Annotated in this window: 18 protein-coding genes; 2 read left to right on the top strand and 16 right to left on the bottom strand. The window is 67.4% G+C overall.

Features of this window, described 5'->3' with window-relative positions:
* Window positions 1-231: 231 nt before the first annotated feature.
* From ASD13_RS03640 to ASD13_RS03655, 4 genes are all read right to left on the bottom strand, one after another.
* Window positions 232-1,089, bottom strand: coding sequence for a hypothetical protein (locus tag ASD13_RS03640; protein ID WP_055865882.1), 858 nt, complete (start codon window positions 1,087-1,089; stop codon window positions 232-234).
* A gap of 28 nt (window positions 1,090-1,117) precedes the next feature.
* Complete coding sequence (locus ASD13_RS03645; RefSeq protein ID WP_055865884.1) at window positions 1,118-1,498, bottom strand: hypothetical protein; 381 nt, start codon at window positions 1,496-1,498, stop codon at window positions 1,118-1,120.
* Between the two features lie 117 nt (window positions 1,499-1,615).
* Complete coding sequence (locus tag ASD13_RS03650) at window positions 1,616-3,115, bottom strand: arylsulfatase (protein ID WP_055865886.1); 1,500 nt, start codon at window positions 3,113-3,115, stop codon at window positions 1,616-1,618.
* A gap of 86 nt (window positions 3,116-3,201) precedes the next feature.
* Window positions 3,202-4,095: a formylglycine-generating enzyme family protein gene (locus tag ASD13_RS03655; RefSeq protein ID WP_055865888.1), complete on the bottom strand. Its 894-nt coding sequence runs from the start codon at window positions 4,093-4,095 to the stop codon at window positions 3,202-3,204.
* A gap of 77 nt (window positions 4,096-4,172) precedes the next feature.
* On the opposite strand from ASD13_RS03655, the gene ASD13_RS03660 reads away from it, so the two are divergent.
* Window positions 4,173-4,484, top strand: coding sequence for an NIPSNAP family protein (locus ASD13_RS03660; RefSeq protein ID WP_055865890.1), 312 nt, complete (start codon window positions 4,173-4,175; stop codon window positions 4,482-4,484).
* A gap of 22 nt (window positions 4,485-4,506) precedes the next feature.
* Here ASD13_RS03660 and ASD13_RS03665 read toward each other — a convergent pair whose 3' ends face one another.
* The 5 genes from ASD13_RS03665 to ASD13_RS03685 all read right to left on the bottom strand — a co-directional run bounded on the left by ASD13_RS03665 (window position 4,507) and on the right by ASD13_RS03685 (window position 10,416).
* A complete protein-coding gene (locus ASD13_RS03665) occupies window positions 4,507-5,448 on the bottom strand; it encodes an aldose 1-epimerase family protein (protein WP_055865892.1) in 942 nt (313 codons plus the stop codon).
* Window positions 5,445-6,968 carry an L-arabinose isomerase gene (gene araA, locus ASD13_RS03670; protein ID WP_055865895.1) on the bottom strand — a complete coding sequence of 508 codons (1,524 nt, stop codon included), beginning with the start codon at window positions 6,966-6,968 and terminating at the stop codon, window positions 5,445-5,447. Before araA ends, ASD13_RS03665 begins: the two co-directional genes overlap by 4 nt.
* Window positions 6,969-6,977: 9 nt before the next feature.
* Window positions 6,978-8,561 carry a xylulokinase gene (locus ASD13_RS03675; RefSeq protein ID WP_055865896.1) on the bottom strand — a complete coding sequence of 528 codons (1,584 nt, stop codon included), beginning with the start codon at window positions 8,559-8,561 and terminating at the stop codon, window positions 6,978-6,980.
* Complete coding sequence (locus ASD13_RS03680; RefSeq protein WP_055865899.1) at window positions 8,558-9,277, bottom strand: L-ribulose-5-phosphate 4-epimerase; 720 nt, start codon at window positions 9,275-9,277, stop codon at window positions 8,558-8,560. The genes ASD13_RS03675 and ASD13_RS03680 overlap by 4 nt, the downstream gene beginning before the upstream one ends.
* 131 nt (window positions 9,278-9,408) lie before the next feature.
* On the bottom strand, window positions 9,409-10,416 hold the full coding sequence (locus ASD13_RS03685; RefSeq protein ID WP_055866871.1) for a LacI family DNA-binding transcriptional regulator: 1,008 nt from the start codon (window positions 10,414-10,416) through the stop codon (window positions 9,409-9,411).
* A gap of 57 nt (window positions 10,417-10,473) precedes the next feature.
* Between ASD13_RS03685 and ASD13_RS03690 the strand changes: the two genes are divergently transcribed.
* Window positions 10,474-11,319, top strand: a complete 846-nt coding sequence (locus tag ASD13_RS03690; protein ID WP_055865901.1) for an NAD-dependent epimerase/dehydratase family protein — start codon at window positions 10,474-10,476, stop codon at window positions 11,317-11,319.
* Between the two features lie 60 nt (window positions 11,320-11,379).
* On the opposite strand, the gene ASD13_RS03695 is transcribed toward ASD13_RS03690, so the two are convergent.
* The 7 genes from ASD13_RS03695 to ASD13_RS03725 form a co-directional block, all read right to left on the bottom strand.
* A complete protein-coding gene (locus tag ASD13_RS03695; protein ID WP_055865903.1) occupies window positions 11,380-12,417 on the bottom strand; it encodes an ABC transporter permease in 1,038 nt (345 codons plus the stop codon).
* Window positions 12,414-13,493 carry an ABC transporter permease gene (locus tag ASD13_RS03700; protein WP_055865905.1) on the bottom strand — a complete coding sequence of 360 codons (1,080 nt, stop codon included), beginning with the start codon at window positions 13,491-13,493 and terminating at the stop codon, window positions 12,414-12,416. The genes ASD13_RS03695 and ASD13_RS03700 overlap by 4 nt, the downstream gene beginning before the upstream one ends.
* Window positions 13,490-15,097: a sugar ABC transporter ATP-binding protein gene (locus ASD13_RS03705; RefSeq protein ID WP_055865907.1), complete on the bottom strand. Its 1,608-nt coding sequence runs from the start codon at window positions 15,095-15,097 to the stop codon at window positions 13,490-13,492. The genes ASD13_RS03700 and ASD13_RS03705 overlap by 4 nt, the downstream gene beginning before the upstream one ends.
* Before the next feature lie 78 nt (window positions 15,098-15,175).
* Complete coding sequence (locus ASD13_RS03710; RefSeq protein WP_055865909.1) at window positions 15,176-16,174, bottom strand: substrate-binding domain-containing protein; 999 nt, start codon at window positions 16,172-16,174, stop codon at window positions 15,176-15,178.
* Window positions 16,175-16,357: 183 nt separating this feature from the next.
* Complete coding sequence (locus tag ASD13_RS03715; protein WP_157535564.1) at window positions 16,358-17,902, bottom strand: sugar ABC transporter ATP-binding protein; 1,545 nt, start codon at window positions 17,900-17,902, stop codon at window positions 16,358-16,360.
* A complete protein-coding gene (locus ASD13_RS03720) occupies window positions 17,902-18,921 on the bottom strand; it encodes a LacI family DNA-binding transcriptional regulator (RefSeq protein ID WP_055865911.1) in 1,020 nt (339 codons plus the stop codon). Before ASD13_RS03720 ends, ASD13_RS03715 begins: the two co-directional genes overlap by 1 nt.
* Before the next feature lie 155 nt (window positions 18,922-19,076).
* Complete coding sequence (locus ASD13_RS03725) at window positions 19,077-22,166, bottom strand: carbohydrate binding domain-containing protein (RefSeq protein ID WP_235562459.1); 3,090 nt, start codon at window positions 22,164-22,166, stop codon at window positions 19,077-19,079.
* Window positions 22,167-22,359 lie beyond the last annotated feature (193 nt).

Here is a 22,359-nt window from a genome sequence, read left to right on the forward strand (position 1 = left end):
GAAAGCCCTGGAGGTGCGGGCGGGGGCTAGATCGCGGTGCCACCACACCTTCGCCGATCGCTCATCGGCCTCTCGTCGATACGCCGGACGCGCGAGCCGCCACCTGCCCCTGAGGGCCGGGGGTCGTCACTCCCCCGCAGCTGCTGCGGCCATCGTAACATCGCGCTGGACCGCTCCCGCGGTGGGGGCTTCGCTCGCCGAGCGGTCCCGTCGGAGAGCTCGTCCGTTCGCCTACTCGCTGTCGAGGAAGACCCCGACCCGTTCACCGTCGTACACGAACTGCAGTGCGGTCGCTGAGGGGAAGCGCTCGCTCAGCTCCTTGGGGACATTGCTGTCGAAAGGCACCTCGACGGTCGCGGGGAACGTGCCGACGGCGCAACCCGTGTATACGGGTCCGTCGTAGCTCCATCCGTTGGAGGAGTCGAACTCCTCCGCCTTCGGGATCTGGTCGGCCCTGGCGACGGTGAAGCACTCGCTTCCGATACCCCCGCCGCCGTATCCACCCGTGGTCTCCACCAGAGCCAAGCCGTAGAAGTCGAACACAGCGGAGCTTGGGCCTGCTCCCATCCACCCCGCCGGGACCTTGAGTGTCGATGTCGCGTCGAGTGTGGTGATCTGCGGAGCCCCCGAAGACGAGGCGACGGGGGTGACCTTCACGAGTGCGAAGGTGACGGCCGCCGACATCACGGCCGCCGCCACGATCGCGACCACCCACAGGATCCTGGTCGTGCGCACCGTGAACCAGGCCGCCAGCTTCTCGGCTGGTTCCTGTTTCGGCGCGAGCGGATCCGTCGCATCGACGGCGGCATCGGCGAACACGTCGAGTTCGTCCTTCTCCGCTTCTTGCGCGCTCTGCTCCGGCCGCGCATCCCTTCGAAGGGGCTCGGGTGGTCGAATCGGCTCGGGCTGCCGCACGGGCTCGATCTCCGACGCGGAGGCGTCGGCATCACCGGTGGATGCCCTCGGCTTCGTCATCGCCTCCAGCTGCTGGAGGCGATGCAGGGCTGCAGGATCGCTCTCGATGTCCGCCGTCGGACCATAGGCGCGGGCCCGGAGGGCGCGAAGCTCTTCATCAGCCGCAGTGCTCATCTCCGGCATCGTCTCACAGGCCGCCGGGTCAGCCGCAGAAGGCCGAGGCCGAGTCCTTGAGCTGCTCGATCGCCTCGACCGTCTCCGGGGCCTGCAGGTCTGTCATGCCGCCGATCTGGGTGGCGCCGGAGCGGATGAGGTCGCCCAGCTGTCCGTCGACGTTCGCCGCGAGCCCCTCGAGCGATGCGACGAGCTCGTCGCGCGCCGCGTCGGCCTGCTCGGCCGAGATCTCGCCCTGGTCGAGCAGCGCCTGGTACTGCCCGTAGGCGTCGTCGATCGTCGTGCACGTCGCTTGGACGTCGACTCCGATCGCGTCGCCCGCCATCTGCGTGACCTGCGAGCAGCCGGAGAGGAGTCCGGCGGTGAGTCCGGCGGCGAGGACGAAAGGAAGGACCACGATTCGGCGCATGGCCTGAGGGTAGCGGCTCCACCTGACGGCCTCCTGCGGCCGATATCACCGGGGATGAACGGCGCGCCGAAACGCGCGACCTCGGGCGGGAACATGACGATCGGCGCGGCTCGTGGGTCAGGAGCTGCCGGCCGTCGCATCCAGCTTCGCCATCACCTGGTTGATCGTGAACGACGCCGACTCCTGCCGCGCGGGGAACTCCACGAGACTCTGCAGCATCCGCGCGACATACGCCTGCGCCGGCACGAACAGGAAGATGTGGTCGAGCACCCAGTCCCAGTAGGTGTTCGACGTGATGTCGGCCCGCTCGTAGGGGTCTGCGCGGAGGTTGAACAGCTTCGGGAAGCGCAGCTCGACATAGGGCTCCTGCCAGACGAGCAGGGTGCCGGCGGCGCGCTGCTCGAGGAACACCACCTTCCAGTTCTCGAACCGCAGCGCCGTGAGGTCGCCGTCGTCCGACACGTAGAAGAAGTGGCGACGCGGACTGTGTTCGACGGCACCCGTGATGTAGTCCAGCTGGTTGTTCCCGTCGAGGTGCACTCTGAAATCCATGCCGTGCAGCTCGGTGCCTTCCTTCAGGCGCTCGGCGATGTCCGCGTCTCCGGCTGCGGCCAGCAGTGTGATGAACCAGTCGTTGTGGCTGACGATCCCGTTGAGCGTCGTCCCCGCCGGAATGCGCCCCGGCCAGCGGACCATCGCGGGCACGCGGTAGGCGCCCTCCCAATTGGAGTTCTTCTCGTTGCGGAACGGCGTCATCCCGGCGTCGGGCCAGCTATTCATGTGCGGGCCGTTGTCGGTGGAGTACATGACGATCGTGTTCTCGGCCAGCCCGAGCTCGTCGATCAGGTCGAGCAGACTTCCCACGATGTCATCGTGGTCGAGCATCGTGTCGTGGTAGTCCGACTGCCAGCGTCCGGCGCGCCCCTTGCTCTCTTCCTTGGTGTGGGTGCGGAAATGCATGTGCGTCGAGTTGAACCAGACGAAGAAGGGGGTGTCGTCCTGCGCCTGGGTGCGGATGAAGCCCGCGGCCGCATCGCGGAACTCCTCGTCGACCGTCTCCATCCGCTTCTTCGTCAACGGTCCGGTGTCTTCGATGCGCTGGGTGCCATCGGCGTTCGCCCAGGAGTGGAGCACGCCGCGGGGACGGAACTTCTCACTGAAGCCGGGGAACTCCTCATCGGTCGGGTAGTCGGGGTGCTCGGGCTCCTCCTCGGCGTTGAGGTGATAAAGGTTGCCGAAGAACTCGTCGAAGCCATGAGCGGTCGGCAGGTGCTCGTCGCGGTCGCCGAGGTGGTTCTTCCCGAACTGTCCGGTGGCGTAGCCGTGGTGCTTGAGGGCGTCGGCGATCGTGGGGTCCTCCGGCTGAAGACCCAGTCTCGCGCCGGGCATCCCCACCTTCGTGAGTCCGGTGCGGTACGGGTTCTGCCCGGTGATGAAGGCCGCGCGCCCCGCGGTGCAGCTCTGCTCGCCGTAGTAGTCGGTGAACTTCACGCCCTCGTCGGCGATCCGATCGATGTTCGGCGTGCGGTAGCCCATCAGGCCGTCGGAGTACGTGCTCAGGTTGCTGATGCCGATGTCATCGCCCCAGATAATGAGGATGTTGGGCTTGTCCGCCATGACGACTCCTTGCTCGACCCGCGAAACGGGGGCGATCGCCCTCCGTCGAAGCCAAGCACTCCCTCACGGGTGCGCCCAGAGGCGCCTCACTCGGAACGGGTGAGGCGGAATCCGATGTGCGACATGCCGGTGTCCTCCGCCTGCGGCGAGCGCGCGGCCGGACGGAAGCGCAGGCAGTAGTCGGGCGAGCAGAGGTGCGATCCGCCCTTGAGCACTCGACGCGGGATGTCGGGGAACCCCTCCTGCGCGCTCGCGGCGGCGAGCAGGTTCGCGCGCTTGCCCGGGTCGACCGGGGCGTCGGAGAGGCGGAGGTGCCGCGGCGTGTAGAAATCGGTCGTCCACTCCCAGACGTTCGCGATCATGTCGTAGAGGCCATAGCCGTTCGGAGGGTACGAGCCGACCGGGGCCGTGCCGCCCACACCCTGGTTGTCGTAGGGGAAGCGTCCGAGCCAGGAGTTCGCCTGGGCGATGCCGCCCGGGTACGCCTCGTCACCCCAGGCGAAGGGAGCGCCGTCCACTCCCCCGCGTGCCGCGTACTCGTGCTCGACCTCGGTCGGCAGCCGCATCCCCACCCAGTCGGCGTAGGCGACCGCATCCTCGAACGCGATGTGCACGACCGGATGCTGCAGCAGATCGTCGATCGAGGAGTCGGGTCCGAACGGCCGGCGCCAGGACGCCCCCGGCTGCCAGCGCCACCAGTTGCGCCATTCGCGCAGATCCGTCGGGCCGGACGTCGGCGTGAACACCATCGCACCGGGCACCAGGTCCGCGGGGTCGGCTCCGGGGAAGGCCGCGGGATCGAGCTCGCGCTCGGCGACCGTCACGTATCCGGTCACCTCGACGAATTGGGCGTACTGCGAGTTCGTCACCTCATAGCGATCGATGAAGAACGGGGCGACCTCGCGCTGATGGGCCGGTCGCTCGTCCGGGTAGAAGTCATCGGAACCCATCAGAAACGTGCCACCCGGGATGTGAACCATGTCGCGCGAGTTCGTCACGTGCTCAGCGTAGTGTCGGGGTTCCCCGGCACCCTGGCCGATCTGGAAGGATCATCCTCATGATCACCGTTCATCTGCGCTACGAGATCGATCCGGACAAGCTCGACGACTTCACCGCGTACGGCCGCACGTGGATCCGCCTCGTGGAGAAGCATGGCGGCACCCACCACGGCTACTTCCTGCCGAGCGAGGGCGACAGCGATGAGGCCTTCGCGCTGTTCACCTTCCCCTCCCTGGCGGAGTACGAGGTCTATCGGACCTCCTCCAAGAGCGACCCGGAGTGCGTCGAGGCCTTCGACTTCGCCCGCAGGACCGGGTGCATCCGCCGCTACGAGCGCCGCTTCCTCAGCCCGGTCTTCGACGGGGCATAGGCACCCGCCACCGGAGGGGCCGCTAGCCCGCGACCGGAGCACCGGGAACGGCGAAGATCCTCCACGATGCGGCGTAGGTGGCGCCCGGGGCGAGCGTCACGAGGTCGACGCCGGAGTTGAAAGCATCGGGCGGGCACGTCATGGGCTCGACGGCCAGGCCGATACGATGCGTCTCCGCGACGGTCGGGGTGTCGGCGGTGTGCACCTGCACCCAGGGGCAACGGTCATCCCATTCCATGCCCACGCCGTGTCCATCGTCGGCGAGGAGGCGCACCTCGGCGACACCAGCCGTGCGGGCGAGACCGGTGAACGCGTGATCGATGAAGACGTCGTCGATGCGACGGGAGGTGCGGAAGTCCCATTGCGGGTGCTGCGACACCGGCTCCACCGTCACCGGGCTCAGCCGATCCGGCGTCACCGTGAGGACCTCGGATGCCGGAAGCGACAGATACCAGTCGTCCACCGCCCCGGGCCCTGCGACCAGATACGGGTGCGGCCCGGTACCCCAGGGCGCGGCATCCGCTCCGACGTTGTGAGCGGTCACGGTCTGGTGCAGGCCCCCGGCATCGAGTCGGTAGTCGACCTCGACCTCGACGCGGAACGGATAGCCGGCCTGGGGCAGGATCACCGCGACGAGCACCACCCGATCGTCGAGAACGAGCCGGTCTTCGAACTCGACCCAGGTCAGCAGTCCGTGCAGCGCGTGTGCACGCTCTGGCTCGGTCAGAGGCAGCTGATGCTCCCTCCCTGCATAGCGGTAGCGCCCGCCGACGATGCGATTCGGCCAGGGGGCGAGCGTTGCTCCGCGGTAGCCCGGTCGCAGGCTGTCGGGCTCGAACGGCACCACGAGATCGCGACCACCCGAGGTCAGGGTCCGCAACGTCGCGCCGATGCTCGCGATCTCTGCGCGGTAGCCGTGTGCGGCGATGCGCAGTTGGCGCCCTGAGAGTGGGAGCGCGGTCACAGCCCTTGCGCCAGTCGGTAGTACGCCTGGTTCCAGCGGACCTGCTTCTGGAACTCCGGCAGCGTGGTGCTGTCGTCGATCACGAGGAGTTCGACCTCTGCCATGTCGGCGAAGTCGCGGAACGCGTCGAGGCCCACCGCGGTCGACATGACGGTGTGATGCGCAGCGCCGGCGGTAAGCCACGCTGCGGCAGAAGTGGTGAAGTCGGGCTGAGGCTTCCAGACGGCGTGACCGACCGGGAGCTTCGGCAGCGCGGCGCGGGGCGGCACGTTCTCGACCACGTTCGCGGTGAGGCGGAACCGGTCGCGCATGTCGCTCAGCGCCACGACGATCGCGGGGCCGGGGTCGGCCGTGAAGACCAGGCGCACCGGGTCGTCCTTGCCGCCGATGCCGAGCGGATGGATCTCGAGGGTGGGCTTCGCGGTCGTGAGAGACGGTGAGACCTCGAGCATGTGGGCACCGAGGATCAGCTCGTCGCCGGGAGTCATGTCGTAGGTGTAGTCCTCCATCAGACTCGCACCGCCCGGCAGGCCCGAACCCATCACGTTGGCGATGCGCACCAGGACAGCCGTCTTCCAGTCGCCCTCCGCGCCGAAGCCGTACCCCTCGGCCATCAGACGCTGCACGGCAAGACCCGGCAGCTGCTTCAGCGTGCCGAGATCTTCGAAAGAGGTCGTGAAGGCCCCGAAGCCGCCCTCCTCCAGAAACGATCGCAACCCGATCTCGATCGCCGCACCGTCGCGCAGGGAGGAATGCCGCTCACCTCCACGGCGAAGCTCGGGCGCGACCTCGTAGTGCTCCTCATATTCGGCGACGAGGGCGTCGATGTCCGCTGCGGACGCCGCGGCCACAGAATCCGCCAGCTCGTTCACACTCCAGGTGTTGACCTGCACACCGAAGCGCAGTTCGGCCTCGGTCTTGTCGCCCTCGGTCACTGCGACGAAGCGCATGTTGTCACCGAATCGCGCGAGCTTGAGGTTGCGGGAAGCCGCGAGGCCGGCCGCCGCCCGCTGCCAGGTGCCGAGCTCGTGCCGCAGACGCGGGTCTGATGCGTGGCCGACGATGGTCTTGCGCGGCACGCCGAGACGCGTCTGGATGTACCCGAACTCCCGGTCGCCGTGCGCAGCCTGATTGAGGTTCATGAAGTCGAAGTCGATGTCGGCCCAGGGCAGCTCGACGTTGGCTTGCGTGTGCAGGTGCGCGAGCGGCTTCTGCAGCGCGTCGAGTCCGGCGATCCACATCTTCGCGGGGCTGAACGTGTGCATCCACGCGAAGAGGCCGATGACGCGGTCGTCGGCGTTGGCCTCGAGCGCTGTCCGCTTGATGGCCGCGGCGTCTGTCAGCACCGGCTTCCAGACGATCTTGACGGGCACCTCGGGCGACTCGTCGAGCAGCCGCGCGATCCCCTGCGACTGCGTCGCGACCTGCGCGAGCGTCTCCGGACCGTAGAGGTGCTGACTGCCGGTGAGGAACCAGACCTCGAAGCCGTCGAGCGAGGTGGTGAGCGGAGTGCGGGTCATGAACGGTCCTTAGAGGGATTCGACGGCGGCGGCCTCGATGGCCAGACCTGTCCGATAGCGATCGAGGTAGGAGGTGAAGCCGGCGACATCGCCCGGATCGGGGTCGGATGTCGAGAGCGATGCCGTGGCGAACACTCGCTGATCGAGGTACTCGACAAGCGAGAGCTCGTCCGCCACAGCCAGGTACGAGGCGAGCACGGCGATGCCCCAGGCTCCGCCTTCCGCGGCGAGCTCGCCGACGGCGACGGGGGCGTCGAGCGCTCCCGCGAGGAAGCGCTGCGCAACCCCTGCGGTTCTGAACATGCCGCCGTGTGCGAACATCCGATCGAGCTCGACCCCCTCGGCTGCGAGCACATGCATGCCGATGGCGAGTGTGCCGAAGACGCCGTAGATCTGGGCGCGGATGAAGTTCGCGAGCGTGAAGTCGCTGTCCGGCGTACGGACGAAGAGCGGACGGCCTTCGATCAGCCCCGCGATCGGCTCGCCTGCGAGGTGGTTGTAGGCGAGCAGCCCTCCGGCATCCGCATCGCCCGAGAGCGCCTCTCGGAACAGCGCATCGAAGGCCGCATCCTCATCCACGGGGTGACCGGCAGCCCGCGAGAAACGTGTGAACAGCCCGGCCCACGCGGCAAGCTCGCTGGCGCCGTTGTTGCAGTGGACCATGGCCACCGCATCGCCCGCGGGAGTGGTGACGAGGTCGATCTCGTGGTGTGACCCGGTCAGCGGACGCTCCAGCACCACCATCGCGAAGATGCTTGTCCCCGCACTCACATTGCCCGTGCGGGGGGCGACCGAGTTCGTGGCCACCATGCCGGTTCCGGCATCGCCCTCGGGCGGACACAGCGGGATGCCAGGACGCAGAGCGCCGCTCGGATCGAGGAGTGCGGCGCCGTCCGCCGTCAGGGTTCCTGCCGGCATGCCCGCTGTACGCACAATCGGCAGGAGCTGCCGGGTGTCGACGGGCAGACGCCCACCGAGGAGCGTGTCGTAGGCGTCGAGCATCCGCACGTCATAGTCGCCGGTCGCGGTATCGATCGGGAACATCCCCGACGCGTCGCCGATACCCAGCACCCGTTCACCCGTGAGGCGCTGGTGCACGTAACCCGCGAGGGTGTTCACGCTCGCGATCCGTGCCAGGTGCGGTTCGGCGTCGAGAACCGCCTGATGCAGGTGCGCGATCGACCAGCGGAGCGGAATGTTGACGCCGAAGAGCTCTCCCAGCTCCGTAGATGCCGCACCCGTGCTGGTGTTGCGCCAGGTGCGGAACGGGACGAGCGGCTCTCCTGCCTGGTCGAACGCGAGGTACCCGTGCATCATCGCGGAGATCCCGATGGCGCCGAACGACTCGGGGCGCACGCCGTGACGCTCCTGCGCATCGTCGACCAGCGCTGCATAGGCGGCTTGGAGCCCCGCCCACACCTCGTCGATCGGATAGGTCCATCGACCCTCCTCGAGCCGGTTCTCCCAGGAGAAGGACCCGGTCGCGAGCACCTCCGTCGCATCGGGCCCGATCAGACACGCCTTGATGCGCGTCGATCCGAGCTCGATGCCGATGCTCGTTCGGGCACGGCGGATGTCATCGGCTGCGGTCATCGGCGCGTGTCCTCGCTCTGTCCGTACACATTCTGGTAGCGGTCGAACAGGCGGTCGATCGCGGCCTGAGGGATGGGGATCAGGGGTCCCGCCTGACGAGCCAGGTGCACGGTGCGCGCGACGTCCTCGACCATGACGGCAGCCTTGACCGCGTTCTTCGCGTCCACCCCGATCGTGAACGGACCGTGATTCTGCATGAGCACCGCGCGGGAGCGGTGATCGCTGAGCGTCTCCACGATTCCGCGGCCGATCGAGTCGTCGCCGATGATCGCGAACGGGCCGACGGGGATCGGGCCGCCGAACTCATCGGCCATCGCGGTGATCACACACGGGATCTCCTCGCCCCGTGCTGCCCACGCGACGGCGTAGGTGGAGTGCGTGTGCACGACGCCTCCGACCGTCGGCATGTGCCGGTAGACGTACGCGTGGGCGGCGGTGTCGCTCGAGGGTGAGCGGTCGCTGCCGGGCGTGCCGGCGATGACGGCGCCGTCGAGGTCGCAGAGGATCATGTTCTCCGGCGCCAGGTCGTCGTAGCTCACACCGCTGGGCTTGATCACGAAGAGATCGGCGCCGGGAACTCGACCGGAGACGTTGCCGCCGGTCCACACGACCAGGCCTGAGCGGACCAGCTCTCCGTGCAGTCGGGCGACCTCGGCCCGGACGTCGGTGATCGCACGCTCGACGGCGGGATCGAAAGGGGGGGCGTCGGTGCTCACAGGTACCTCTGAAAGGGGATCGTGACCGGTCACTGTGACCGGTCACATAAGTGTGTCACGGGCTCCGCTCGTGCGTCAAGCACACCCGAGCGCCAGCCTTCCTCGAACGCACGCGCGGGGGCCGGGGAGGGCTAGCGAGGCGGAGCAGCCACCGAGGCCCGCGTGATCAATTCGGGCAGGATCGGCACCAGGGAGTCAGGTTCGACGGTGCCGATTACGACGGCGACAGCGCGGCGTGCGAGCTCCTCGAAGTCCTGGCGCACGGTCGTGAGCTGGGGCCAGTAGTACGCGGCATCCGGGATGTCATCGAAGCCGACCACGCTGATGTCGTCCGGCACCGCGAGTCCGGCTTCGTGCAAGCCGCTGAGCAGGCCCAGCGCCATCTGGTCGTTCGCCGCGAACACCGCGGTGACCCCAGATTCCCGCACAGCCGCGATAGCGGCGTATCCGGACCCGGCAGACCAGTCGCCCTCGATCACGGGCCCGATCTCAAGGTTGCGTGCGGCCAGCTCTGCCATGAAGCCATCCGACCGCGACTCGGCCTCGAGCCAGTCGGCAGGACCCGCAAGGTGCGCGATGCGCGTGTGCCCGGCGTCGGCGAGGGCTGCTACGGCTAAGCGGGCACCAGCGGTCTGATCGACCGACAGACCGCGTGCACCATGTCCCGCGGAGTGCAGCGTGATCACCGGCACGTCGATGCGAAGATCGTCGAGCACAGCCAGCGTCCGGGCGTGCGGCGCCACGACCACGATGCCCTCGACGCCTTGCGCCACCAGGTGATCGACGGCAGCGACGACGGCAGCCGAATCCCCCGCATCCGCGAACGCCGCGCTGACCCAGTAACCTGCACCTCGCGCCGATGCCTCGATCGCTGCGATGCTGCGCGAAGGCCCGTACTGGAGAGCGTCCGAAGCCAGCACGCCCAGGGTGCGGGAGCGGCGGGTACCGAGCGCGCGGGCCGCGTTGTTCATGCGATAGCCGAGCTCCGCCATGGCCCCTCGCACGCGCTCCTGCGTCTCGGGGGCCACGTCAGGGTGGTCGTTCAGCACCCGCGACACCGTCTGGCGCGAGACGCCGGCGCGGGCAGCGACCTCACGCACACCGACGGCTCGGCGGGGCTCATTGTTCGTGTCGCTCACGCCGACGAGTGTACGACGACGGATGCCACGCACCCGCAGCCGTGCCACTCTGGTGACATGCGCATCGCTCTCACGGGTTCATCCGGCAAGCTCGGCAGCGTCGTCGCGCGGGAGCTCCGCGCGAAAGGCTACGACGTCATCGGCATGGATGTCGCCGGCACCCGCGGCCCGGACTTCGTCCAAGTCGAACTCACCGACTACGGCCAGGTCATCGACGCTTTCACATCCGTGGGCGACCGGCACGACGGCATCGACGCGGTCGTGCATCTCGGCGCCATCCCGGCACCGGGCATCCGCAGCGACGTCGCGACATTCCACAACAACATGCCTGCCACGTTCAACGTGTTCTGGGCCGCGGTGCGACTCGGCATCCGCCGCATCGTCTACGCCTCCAGCGAGACGGTGCTCGGGCTGCCGTTCGATGTGCCGCCGCCGTACGCCCCTGTCGATGAGGACTATCCCGCCCGCCCCGAGTCGGTGTACTCGCTGGTGAAGACGCTCGAGGAGCAGCTGGCGAGCGAGCTGGTGCGCTGGCATCCCGACCTGTCGATCACGGCCCTGCGATTCTCGAACGTCATGAACCCCGAGGACTACGCCGAGTTCCCGGAGTTCGATGCCGACCCGCTGCGCCGCAAGTGGAACCTCTGGGGCTACATCGACGCCCGCGACGGCGCACAGGCCGTGCAGCGTGCACTCGAGGTCGCCGCCCCGGGGTTCGACAGGTTCATCATCGCGGCCGCCGACACCGTGATGTCACGTCCGAACGCGGAGCTGCTCGCCGAGGTCTTCCCCGGCGTGCCGCTCACACGCGAAGTGGACCCGAACGAGACGCTGCTTTCGATCGCCAAGGCGCGCCGAGTACTGGGCTATACGCCGCAGCATTCCTGGCGCGACCACGTCTGACGCTCCCACCCCCGGGCCGGTACCGCCCCGCCCGACCTCCTCGGTCGAGCGGGGCGGTCCCTACTCCTTCTTGCGAGTCACTACGCGCTGCAGCAAGACGAACACGAGCAGGATGCCGCCGGTGATGATCGTGGTCATCTCCGGGGGGATGCCGCCGTCGCGCGTGATCAGCACGTTCATGAGTCCGAGCACGAGCGCGCCGATCACGGATCCGAGCACGTACCCATAGGCACCGGTGAGGACCGTTCCACCGATGACCGCGGCGGCGATCGCATCGAGCTCCCAGCCGATGCCGGTGATGTTCTGGGCCGTGCCGAGACGGGCGGTGTAGAGCACCGCGGCCAACCCGGCCAGCGCCCCGCTGATCACGTAGACCAGCACCTTGGTGCGCCATACCGGAAGGCCCATCAGGAGCGCGGAGCTCTCCGAACCGCCGATCGCATAGACCGTGCGTCCTGTACGCGTGCGGTGCAGCACGAAGAAGGCCGCGAGCACGACCACGATCGCGATGATCACGGCCGGCGTGATGACGAGGTCGTTCACCTTCGGTCCGTCGATGATCTTCAGCTGCACCCCGATCCAGCGGATCGGGGAGTCTTCGCCGAGACGCTCCGGGGTGGTGCTGAGCAGCGAAGCGAGCCCGCGCCCGAGGAACATCATGGCCAGTGTCGCGATGAACGGCTGCACGTTGAAGTACCGGATCAGGATGCCGGACACGAGACCGAACGTTGCCCCCGAGGCGATCATCACCACGATGACGGCGAAGGCGTTCCAGCCCGCGTTGGCGAGCATCACCCCGGCGACCGAGGAGAACGCGATGACCGACCCCACAGAGAGGTCGATGCCGCCGGTGATGATGACGAACGTCATCGCGACGGCGAGCACGATCAGGTGCGCGTTGTTGATGAGCAGGTTCGACAGCGTGTTGAACTGCACCACGCGCCCGTAGGCGACCTCGCCGTACACGACCATGGCGACGAAGATGACGACGGATGCGATCGTCGGGAGGACCGACGGGTTTGCGAGGATCAGGCGCCGCACGCGGCTCACCAGACCCACACGCTCGTTCTGCACGGGGGCAGCGATCAGAGCGGTCATGCCTTCGCCTCCTCTTTGACGGCTTCCTGGGCGGGGATGACGGTGACGACCCGTCGACGTGTGCTGAACCAGCTGCGCACCCGTTCGGATTGCAGCAGACACAGCACGACGATCACGATCGCTTTGAAGGCCGGCGTCGCCGACGACGAGACCCCGAGATACAGCACGGTCTTGTCGAGCGTCGCGATGAGCAGCGCACCGACGAATGCCCCGCTGAGCGAGAACTTGCCACCGGCCAGCGAGGCCCCGCCGATGACCACCGCGAGGATGGCGTCGAGCTCGAGCTGATAGCCGGTGCGGGAGATGTCGACGGTCATGACGCTACCCACCGACATGATGCCCGCCACTCCGGCGAGGATGCCGCTGAGCACATAGGCGGTCAGCAAGAGCCCCGCCGGCTTGATGCCGGCCATGCGGCTCGCCTTGGGGTTGATGCCGATCGCTTCGATCATGAGGCCCAGCGCACTGCGGCGCACCACCATTCCGACGGCGAGCACGATGACCACGGCGAGGATGAACACGACGGGGATCCCGATGAGGTAGCCGTTCGCGATCCAGCGGAACGGGGCGTTCGTGGCCGAGGTGTTCTGGCCGCCCGTGATCACTTTCGCGATCCCTCGGCCGGCGAGCATCAGCACGAGCGTCGCGATGAACGGTTGCAGCCCGATGTAGGCGACGAGGACGCCGTTCACCGCACCCAGGATCGCGGTGACCAGCAGCGCGAGCCCGACGGCGGCGAAGGCGACGCCCACGGACTCCGAGTTGCCGGCCGCGCTGAGGAACTCCATCGACACGGCACCCGCGACCGCCATCAGCGAGCCGACGGAGAGGTCGATGCCTCCGGTAGCGATCACCAGCGACATGCCGATCGCGATCATCATCACCGGGGCTGCCTGACGAAGGATGTCGATGACGTTGCCGACCAGGTTGCCGTTGTTCGGGTTGATCGTCACTGCGAGGTAGGTCGGATCCTTGATCACGTTCAATGCGAGCAGCGCCACGATCGCGACGATGCCCCAGAAGAACGGCTTGCGGATGAGGTCATGCCAGAAGGTCGTGCCGGCTGCGGCGGTCATCGCGCGCCCTCGCTCTCGGTGGTGTGGACGACGGCGTCGGGGAGGGTCCCCTCAGCGTCGTCGAGTGTCTCGGCGGCGGCCTCCAGGCCATGCGCGGCGATGATGTCGACGATCTCTTGCGCCGTCACGTCGGGGCCGTTCTGGATCTCGCCGATCTTGCGGTGGTCCTTGATGACGATGATGCGCTCCGACAGGCGCACCACCTCCTCGAGTTCGGAGGAGATGAAGACGACGGCGACGCCGTCTTCCGCGAGCTGCGCCACGGTCTCCTGGATCTCGGCTTTCGCGCCGATGTCGATCCCGCGGGTCGGTTCGTCCAGGATCAGCAGGTCGGGAGACGTGGCGAGCCATCGTCCGAGCAGCACCTTCTGCTGGTTGCCGCCGGAGAGGTTCTTGATCATGCGGTTGGGATCGGCGGGGCGCACGTTGAGCTCGGCGATGTATCTGTCGACGATCGCATCCTGCTCCTTGCGCGACATCGGTCGCGCCCAGCCACGCTTCGCCTGGACGGCGAGGATGATGTTCTCGCGTACCGTGAGGTCGCCGATGATCCCTTCGTCGCGGCGATTCTCGGTCGAGAACGCGACGCGGCGGGCGAGAGCGTCCGACGGCGACTTGAGGTCGGTGCGGGTCCCGTCGAGGGTGAGGGTGCCGTCATCCGCACGGTCTGCCCCGTAGAGCAGCCGCGCGAGTTCGGTGCGCCCTGCGCCGAGCAGTCCGGCGAACCCGACCACCTCGCCGCGACGGATCTCGAGGTCGGTGGCCTCGACCGCGCCGCGACGCGCGATCCCGGATGCCGAGAGCAGGGGCTTCTCGTCGGGGTCGCGGGGCTCGGATCGACGGTTGCCACCGAGCGACTTGAGAGTGTCGAGGTCCTTGCCGATCATGGTCGAGATCAGAGCATGACGATCGAGCTCGCTGGTGAGGTACTCGCCCTCGTATCGTCCGTTGCGCAGCACGGTGAGCCGGTCGCTGATCGCGTAGATCTGGTCGAGGAAGTGCGAGACGAAGAGGATCGCCACGCCCTGGTCGCGCAACGAACGGATCACTCCGAACAGACCGTCGACCTCGGCGGCGTCGAGGCTCGAAGTCGGCTCGTCGAGGATCAGCACCTTGGCATCGACGGCCATCGCGCGGCTGATCGCGACCAACTGCTGCATCGCGATCGACAGCGTCGAGAGCGGCTTGTGGGTGTCGAGGTGCTGCAGCCCCAGTCGGCTGAGAGCTACGGTGGCGGCACGGTGGGTGGCCCGCCAGTTGATGTCGAACAGGCCGCGCACCTCGTGCCCGAGCATCACGTTCTCACCGATGGAGAGGTTCGGGGCGAGGTTGACCTCTTGATAGACGGTCGAGATGCCGGCGGCCTGCGCGTCGCCGGTTCCGGTGAAGCTGCGCTCCTCACCCGCGACCGCGATCGTTCCGGAGTCGATCGTGTAGACGCCCGTGAGCGCCTTGATCAGGGTCGACTTGCCGGCACCGTTCTCTCCCATGAGGGCGTGCACCTCGCCGGGGAAGAGGCGGAAGTCGACGCCGTCGAGCGCCTTGACGCCGGGGAACTCGATCGAGATCCCGCGCATCTCGACGATGGGCCGTTCTTCGTTCATCGCTGTTTCTCCGTCTGAGAAGCCGGGTGGCGCAGATCGCGCTGCGCCACCCGGCGTGAGGTCGAAGCCTCGGTCTGATCAGTACTTGCGGTCGGCCAGAACGGCCTTGGCCGCCTCGGCGGAGTCGAACGCCTTGCTGGGGACGATGATGTAGGACTCGACGGACTCACCCGCCAGCGTCTTCTTCACCACGTCGAGAGCGGTCTCGCCGAACAGCGGGTTGTACTCGTGCACGTAGCTGAGCTGCCCGTCGGCGAGCGCCTGCATTGCGTTCTTGGTGCCGTCGATCGTGGCGATCTTGACGTCGGTGCCGATGACCAGACCAGCCTCTTCCGCGGCCTGAGCCGCACCGAGACCCATCTCGTCGTTCTGAGCGAAGACGAACTGGATGTTGTTGCTGTTCGCCTTCAGCATCGTCTCGAAGACGCTCTTGCCCTCTTCCGCCGACCAGTTGGCCGTCTGCGCATCGACCTTGGTCAATGAGGAATCGCCGAGGCCTTCGTCGAAGCCCTTGTTTCGTTCGTTGACGACGCCGACGCCGGCGGGTCCCTCGAGCACGACGTAGTTGCCGCCCTCGGGGAAGGTCGCCGCAGCCCACGTGCCGACCTCCTTGGCGACCTCGACGTTGTCGGGCGCGATGCGGGTGACGTACAGGCTGTCGTCATTCGGCTCGATGCCGCGGTCCAGGAGGATCACGGGGATCTCCGCCTCCTGAGCACGCTTGAGCGAATCCTCCCAGCCGGACGCCTCGGTGGCCGAGAGCAGGATTACGTCGACTCCGGCGTCGACGAACGACGTGAACGCGTCGATCTGCGACTTCTGGTCGAGGTTGGTCGCGGGGGCGTACTTGAGGTCGAATCCGGCGTCCTTCGTGAACGTGTCCTGGATGTTGCGCTCGTTGGCCTCGCGCCATGCCCCCTCAGGCCCGACGGCCACGAAGCCGACGGTCGTGACCTCTCCCGCGTCACCGCCGCTGTTGGCGTCCGAGTCGCCGGTCGAGCACGCTGCGAGACCGATCGCGAGCATTCCTGCCGCTGCCAGGCCCATCGCCGTGCGCATGCGCTTCTTCACGGACATTTCTCCTCCTTGAGACGCCGGGAAGAACCCGGCAAACCGTTTCGGACCGATCATGGTCCTGGTGATTGCAGGACACTCACGTCGTGTCCTGGAGCCGATGTTACCGGGAACAAAGACTGGAACACAACGTGTAACTTGAATTCCGGGCCTAGATCGTCAGGCCCGTCGTGTTACCGGGCACAATTACTGCAGACGAGGGTCGATATCCGCGGCGATCATCTCCACCACCGTGTCGACAGTCACGCCCGGACCGTTGCTGAGCTCGCCGATTTTCTCGCGGTCTTTCAGCACGATGATGCGGTCGCTGACCCGTACGACCTCTTCCAGCTCAGAGGAGATGAACACGACGGCGACACCGCCGGCGGCGAGCTCGCTGACACGGCGCTGGATGTCGAGCTTCGCCGCGATATCGATTCCCCGTGTCGGCTCGTCGAGTATCAGAACGTGCGGACGCACCGCGAGTGCGCGCGCGAGCAACACCTTCTGCTGCGCGCCGCCGGAGAGCATCTTCACGGGACGATCGAGGTCGACGGGGTCGAGGTGCAGCCCTTCGACGTAAGCATCGATCAACGCCCCGGCCTCCCCCGCCGACAGCGGGCGCGACCATCCCCGAAGCGCCTGCAGCGACAGCAGGATGTTCTCTCGCGCGGTCAGATCGCCGATGATGCCCTGGGTGCGGCGATTCTCGGTCGACATCGCGATCCGATGATGCAGCGCGACCGAGGGACTTCGCAGATCGACTCGCTCACCTTCCACCCACACCTCGCCGGAGTCAGCACGGGCAGCGCCCGACAGCAGGCTCGCGAGCTCCGTGCGGCCGGATCCACGCAGACCGGCGAAGCCGACGATCTCACCCTTCTGCACCTCGACGTCGGTCCCGCCCATCTCGCCACGGCGCCCGATGTCGAGGGCATGAAGGGCCGGCATGCCGTCGAAGGCGTAGTGATGCGACTTTCGCTCGGACTTGAGCGCGCGAAGGCTCTCGATGTCCTTGCCGAGCATCTGGGAGATCAGCTCGGCCCTGTCCAGATCCCGCGTCGCGTTCTCCCCGATCAGGCGGCCACCGCGCAGGACCGTCATCCGGTCGCTGATCGCGAACGCCTGTTCGAGAAAATGCGACACGAACAGGATCGCGACCCCGCGCTCGCGGAGATTGCGAAGGACACGCATGAGGGTCGCGACCTCGGCCTGATCGAGGCTCGAGGTGGGTTCGTCGAGCACCAGCACGTCGGGTTGGTCCACGACCGAGCGCGCAAGCGCGACGAGCTGCTTCTGCGCCGGCGACAGCATCCCGACCGGCGTCTTCGGGTCGAGGTCGTCGAGCCCGAGCCTGCCGAGCGCCTCCGCTGCATCCGCTCGAGTCCGGCGCCAATCGATACCGAACAGTCCTCGACGCTCATGGCCCAGCATCACGTTCTCGGCGACGCTGAGGTTCGGGCTCAGCTGCGTCTCCTGGAACACGGTCGCGATTCCGGCGGCACGGCTGTCGGCCACACCGGAGAACCGGCGCCGCTCCCCTGCGATCCTCACCGTCCCGGCCACTGGCGTGCAGGTTCCCGTGAGCACCGCGATGAGCGTGGACTTCCCGGCCCCGTTCTCGCCCATCAATGCGTGCACTTCGCCGGGGAACAACCGGAAGTCGACCGCATCCAGCGCGCGCACCCCCGGGAATTCCACCGTGATGCCGGAGAGTTCGACGACGGGCTGCTGCTGCCCCGGCGCAGTCATCAGCGCGTCTCCCGGGGAGGCGCGGTCGATGATCGCGCGACGATCTCTGTGGGAATGCGCGTGAACGCCGGAATCTCGCGCTCCTCGATCGCCGCGCGCAGCGTCTCGACCACTGCGACGCCGAGAGCATGGAAGTCCTGCCGGATCGTCGTCAGCGGCGGCAGCATGTGGCGAGCGAGCGGCACGTCGTCGAAGCCCACCACACTGATGTCGTTCGGAACACTGAAGCCCTTGTCGTGCAGCCCGTGGATGAGACCGATCGCCATGTCGTCGTTCGCTGCGAAGACCGCGGTGTAGTCGGGCATCCGAGTCAGACCCATCGCGAAGTCGTACGCGAAGTCCGCCGTCCAGTCGCCCACCACGATCGGGCGCTCGCGGATGCCCCACGACTTCGCCCGAGAGTGGAAGGCACGTTCGCGAGCGCGCGCGTCGAGCCAATCCAGGGGGCCGGAGATGTGCAGAATGTCCCGGTGCCCGAGGGCCACCAGGTGGTCCACGAGCAACGTGGTGCCGGCATGTTGATCTATCGACACCGTCAGGAACGTGGGGTCGGCATCGGCTTTGACGACGAGCATCGGCACGTTGATCACGACGCGCCGCAGCGCAGCCACGGATGACGATCGTGGCGCGATCACGCACAGGGCATCGACGCCCTGCGTCATCAGGGTCTCGACCGCCTCCTGCGGCGACAGACCGTCTCCCTCATGGAGAGCGATCTGGGCGACCGAGTAGTCAGCGCCCCGAGCCGCGAGCTCGACTGCGCTGAGAATGCTGGTGGGACCGAAGGCACCCGGGCTCTCGACGAGCACTCCGATGCGGCGGGACCGCTGCGTCGCGAGCGCCCTCGCCACCAGGTTCGGACGGTAGTCGAGCTCCTCGATCGCCTCGAGCACGCGCCGACGCGTGTCCGGCTTGATGTTGGGATGGTCGTTCAACACCCGCGACACGGTCATGTGCGAGACCCCGGCGATCACCGCCACCTGTCGGATGTTGGGCTTGTCCGAGCCGACGCTCACCATACACACCTCCGTCGGCCCCGCCTGGAGCGATGTTACCGAGAACACCGGTAGGCGCGCAATGGCTCGCGAGAGCCCGCCCCTCCCTGCTGTGGGGGCAGCAAGAAGGGGCGGGCTCTGGGAGAGGTCGGTCACCGCAGGGAGGCGGTGACCTCACCTCACTCCGTCTCGGCCTCCGCGACCGAGCGGCCTCGGCGGCGCAGGATCCAGAACCCGGATCCGAGCGCCAGCAGCAGCACACCGAGCCACGCCGCCGTCAGCGACGCACTCGCATCCCCTCCGGTATTCGCCAGGGAACCATCGCTACCCCCGGTTCCACCACCGGTGGAGGGGCCGCCGTCGGCGCCGCCACCTGCGCTCGCCCTGGTGACTGTGAGCGGCAGCCGCGCGAGCTCCGTCTCACCGTCACGCAGCACGATGTGGTGCGCACCCGCCTCCATGTCGGCGGGGATGGTCACAGTAGCCTCGATCCGACCATCCGCGGTCGTCGCGGTCGCGAGCGCACGGTAGGTGCTCTCGATGCCGACCTCGACCTCGTCAGCCGTCACGCCGGTGGCAGTCACGGTGACCGAGCCCCCTGCGGCGACCGTCGAGACCGACAGCTGCGCGCTCAGCTCGGCACCCGGACTGTCGTCGATCGCGGTGAACGCCCAGTTGTCGACCTCGAACAGGTCGGTCTCGGCATCCGCGCCTTCGGCACCGGCGAAGACGAAGAACACATCGTGCTCGCCCGTGGCACCGGTGACCTCGGCCTCGACCGTGGTCCACTCTCCGACCGTGCCGTCGACGGGGATCTCCGCCACGACGGGGCCGTCCACGTCATCCAGACGCACCTGGATGCTGCTTCCGGCGACCAGCGGCTTCACCTTCGCAGACACCTTCTGGGCCCCGGAGCCGAAGTCGACACCGGAGATGCCGGAGAAGTCCCCATCATCCACGCCCGAGAGCACCATGTTGCCCGAGCCGTTGTGCTCGGGGAACTCGACCGAGGCGGCTTCCGTCTTGGTCGTGGAGATGCCCAGCTGCCAGGCCAGGGTCTCCGCCTCGAAGGTGCGGTACGGGTCGAAGCTCTCGACCTGCGCCACGCCGGCCTTGGTTCCGACGATCGGCTTGATGGTGCCGTCCTGGTTGAACTCGAGTTTGTCGATGTGCACCGATCGGTAGCCCTGCGTCGCACCGGGGGTTCCGAGAGCCGCGGCCCACGCCGCCCCGCGCGTCTGCGCGTGGTACGTGAAGTAGGTCTCGCCCTTGTAGGTGAACATGTCGGAGTGGTTGTTGCCGCCGTTGCCCGCCCCGAAGAACGTGCCCTGATTCTGGAACGCCACACCCGCGTACTCCGAAGAGCCGAGCTTCATCGGGTCATCGGTCATCATGTACGCGATCGCACCGCGCGACGGGTACAGCCCCGGCGCCTCGTTCACCTGGAAGTTCGACGAGTACGAGTAGTAGTACTTTCCGTCACGCTTGAACATGCTCGAGGCTTCGAACATGCCGGGGGCGTCGATCTCGACCGGGTCGCCGTCGAGGGTGACCATGTCGTCCTTCAGCTTCACGACGCGCGTCGACTTCGGGTTCTGCGGTCCCTGCACGTTCGGCGAGGTGCCGATCTGCGAGTTGCCGCCGAAGTACAGGTAGCCCTGGCCGTCGTCGTCGATGAAGACCTCGGGGTCGAACAGCCACATGCCTGCGGGGAAGCCGCCTTCGGCGATGTAGTCGCGCGACACCGTGTCGGGGATGATCTTCTTGCCCAGCGGGTCCTCCCACGGGCCGAGCGGCGAGCCGCCGACGACGACCGCTGTGCCGGTTCCGCTGTCGCAGAAGTAAAGGTAGACCTTGCCGTCCTTCTCGATCGCGGCCGGAGCCCAAGAGTTGCGCGCCCACGGGGCGGCGCCGCCTTCACGAGCCACCGGCACCGTGCCGTGGTCGACCCAGTTGACCATGTCGGTCGTGGACATCACGTTGAGCCGCGTGATACCGCCGTAGCCGTTCGACTGCGTCGGCAGACCGTTCTCGTCCTTGCTGTTCAGGTCGTACTGCTGGGTGTCATCGGTCGAGTAGATGTAGAGACGACCGTTGTAGACGAGGTGGTGAGGGTCAGCGCCGAACTTGTGACCGACGAGCGGGTTGTGGTCGCCGATCGGCTTGGTCTGGACCTTCTCGAGGCTTGTGAACGCGGGACCTTCCGGAGCATCGGCGATCTTCACCAGCGACAGGTCGTCGACATTGAAGTCCTGCAGGGCGGCAGAGCCCCACGGGGTCTCCACGAAGAACCATCCCGCGGCGACATGCTTGGCCTCGGCCGTGAACTCCTGCGAGAACGTGCCCCATTCACCCTTCGTGAACGTATGCCCGTAGTCGGCGCATCCGTTGAAGTTCGTGGGGCAGAACGTGAAGTTGAACTGCTGGGTGGCGTTGCCCTCGTCGTACTTCAGCTTGCCGGTGAGGCGGTAGGAGGCACCGAGCTCGATCTTGTCCGCGACACTCGCGAACGGACCCGACTGGGTGTTCTCCCGGTCGGTGACCTTCAGGGAGTGCGCGCCGCTCGCTGCGTCATCGCTGAGAGCCAGCGTGCCGCCGCGGGTGTTGGTCCACCCGGTCAGGTCCGAGACGAAGCGACCGTCCGGCAGGAGGTTGCCCGGCACCGCCGGCGGCTCGGTGACCGCAGGGGCCCCGCCATCGGTCGTCAGGGATACGTCGTCGATCACGAACGACTGGATGTCGGTGTTCCAGGGCGTCTCTACGAACATGATGTCGTAATCGGCCGACAGCGGCGTGAACGTCTTCTCGACCGTGGACCACTCGCCCGCCGTCGCCGTCGTGGAGGCCACGACATCACAGCGGCTGCGCGTCGAGGTGCACAGCACCACGTTGAAGTTCTGCGTGGCGCGGCCGGCGTCGAACTTCAGCGAGAGCGAGAGGTCGTAGGACTGGTCTGTCTTCAGCAGGCCGGTCACCGTGGCGGTGGGCCCGGACTGGAAGCTGGAACGAGCGTTGATCGCGAGGGCCTTCGTGCCGGTGCGAGCATCCGTGCTCTCGGCGAGCGTCCCGCCCAGGGGCGCGCTCCATCCCGACAGCCCGCTCTCGAACGTGCCGTTCTGGATGAGGTTCGCGGGAGCGGCGAAGGCCGCCACGGGCATCCCCGCTGCGGTCACGGATGACGCGATGAGGGCGGCGACCCCCAGCAACGCCCCGGGGCGCGATACAGATCGGCTGCGCTGCCGATCGGTGGATCTGAGATGTGATTTCACTGGAGTTTCTCCTTGCAGATCGATTCACCCGAGAGCGCGCGGGCGCGCGCCGATGACGGCCTTCTCCTCAGGGAGGAGGAGGCCGTGGAAGACGGTGACCTCAGGTGAAGGTGGGGAAGCGACCGTCAGCCCCGCCGCGGTGGATCGCCGCAGATCGGGCTTCGGTCCCCTTGTGGGGTCGGTGGGGTTCAGG

Source organism: Microbacterium sp. Root1433D1, from assembly GCF_001426835.1.
Lineage (GTDB): Bacteria > Actinomycetota > Actinomycetes > Actinomycetales > Microbacteriaceae > Microbacterium > Microbacterium maritypicum.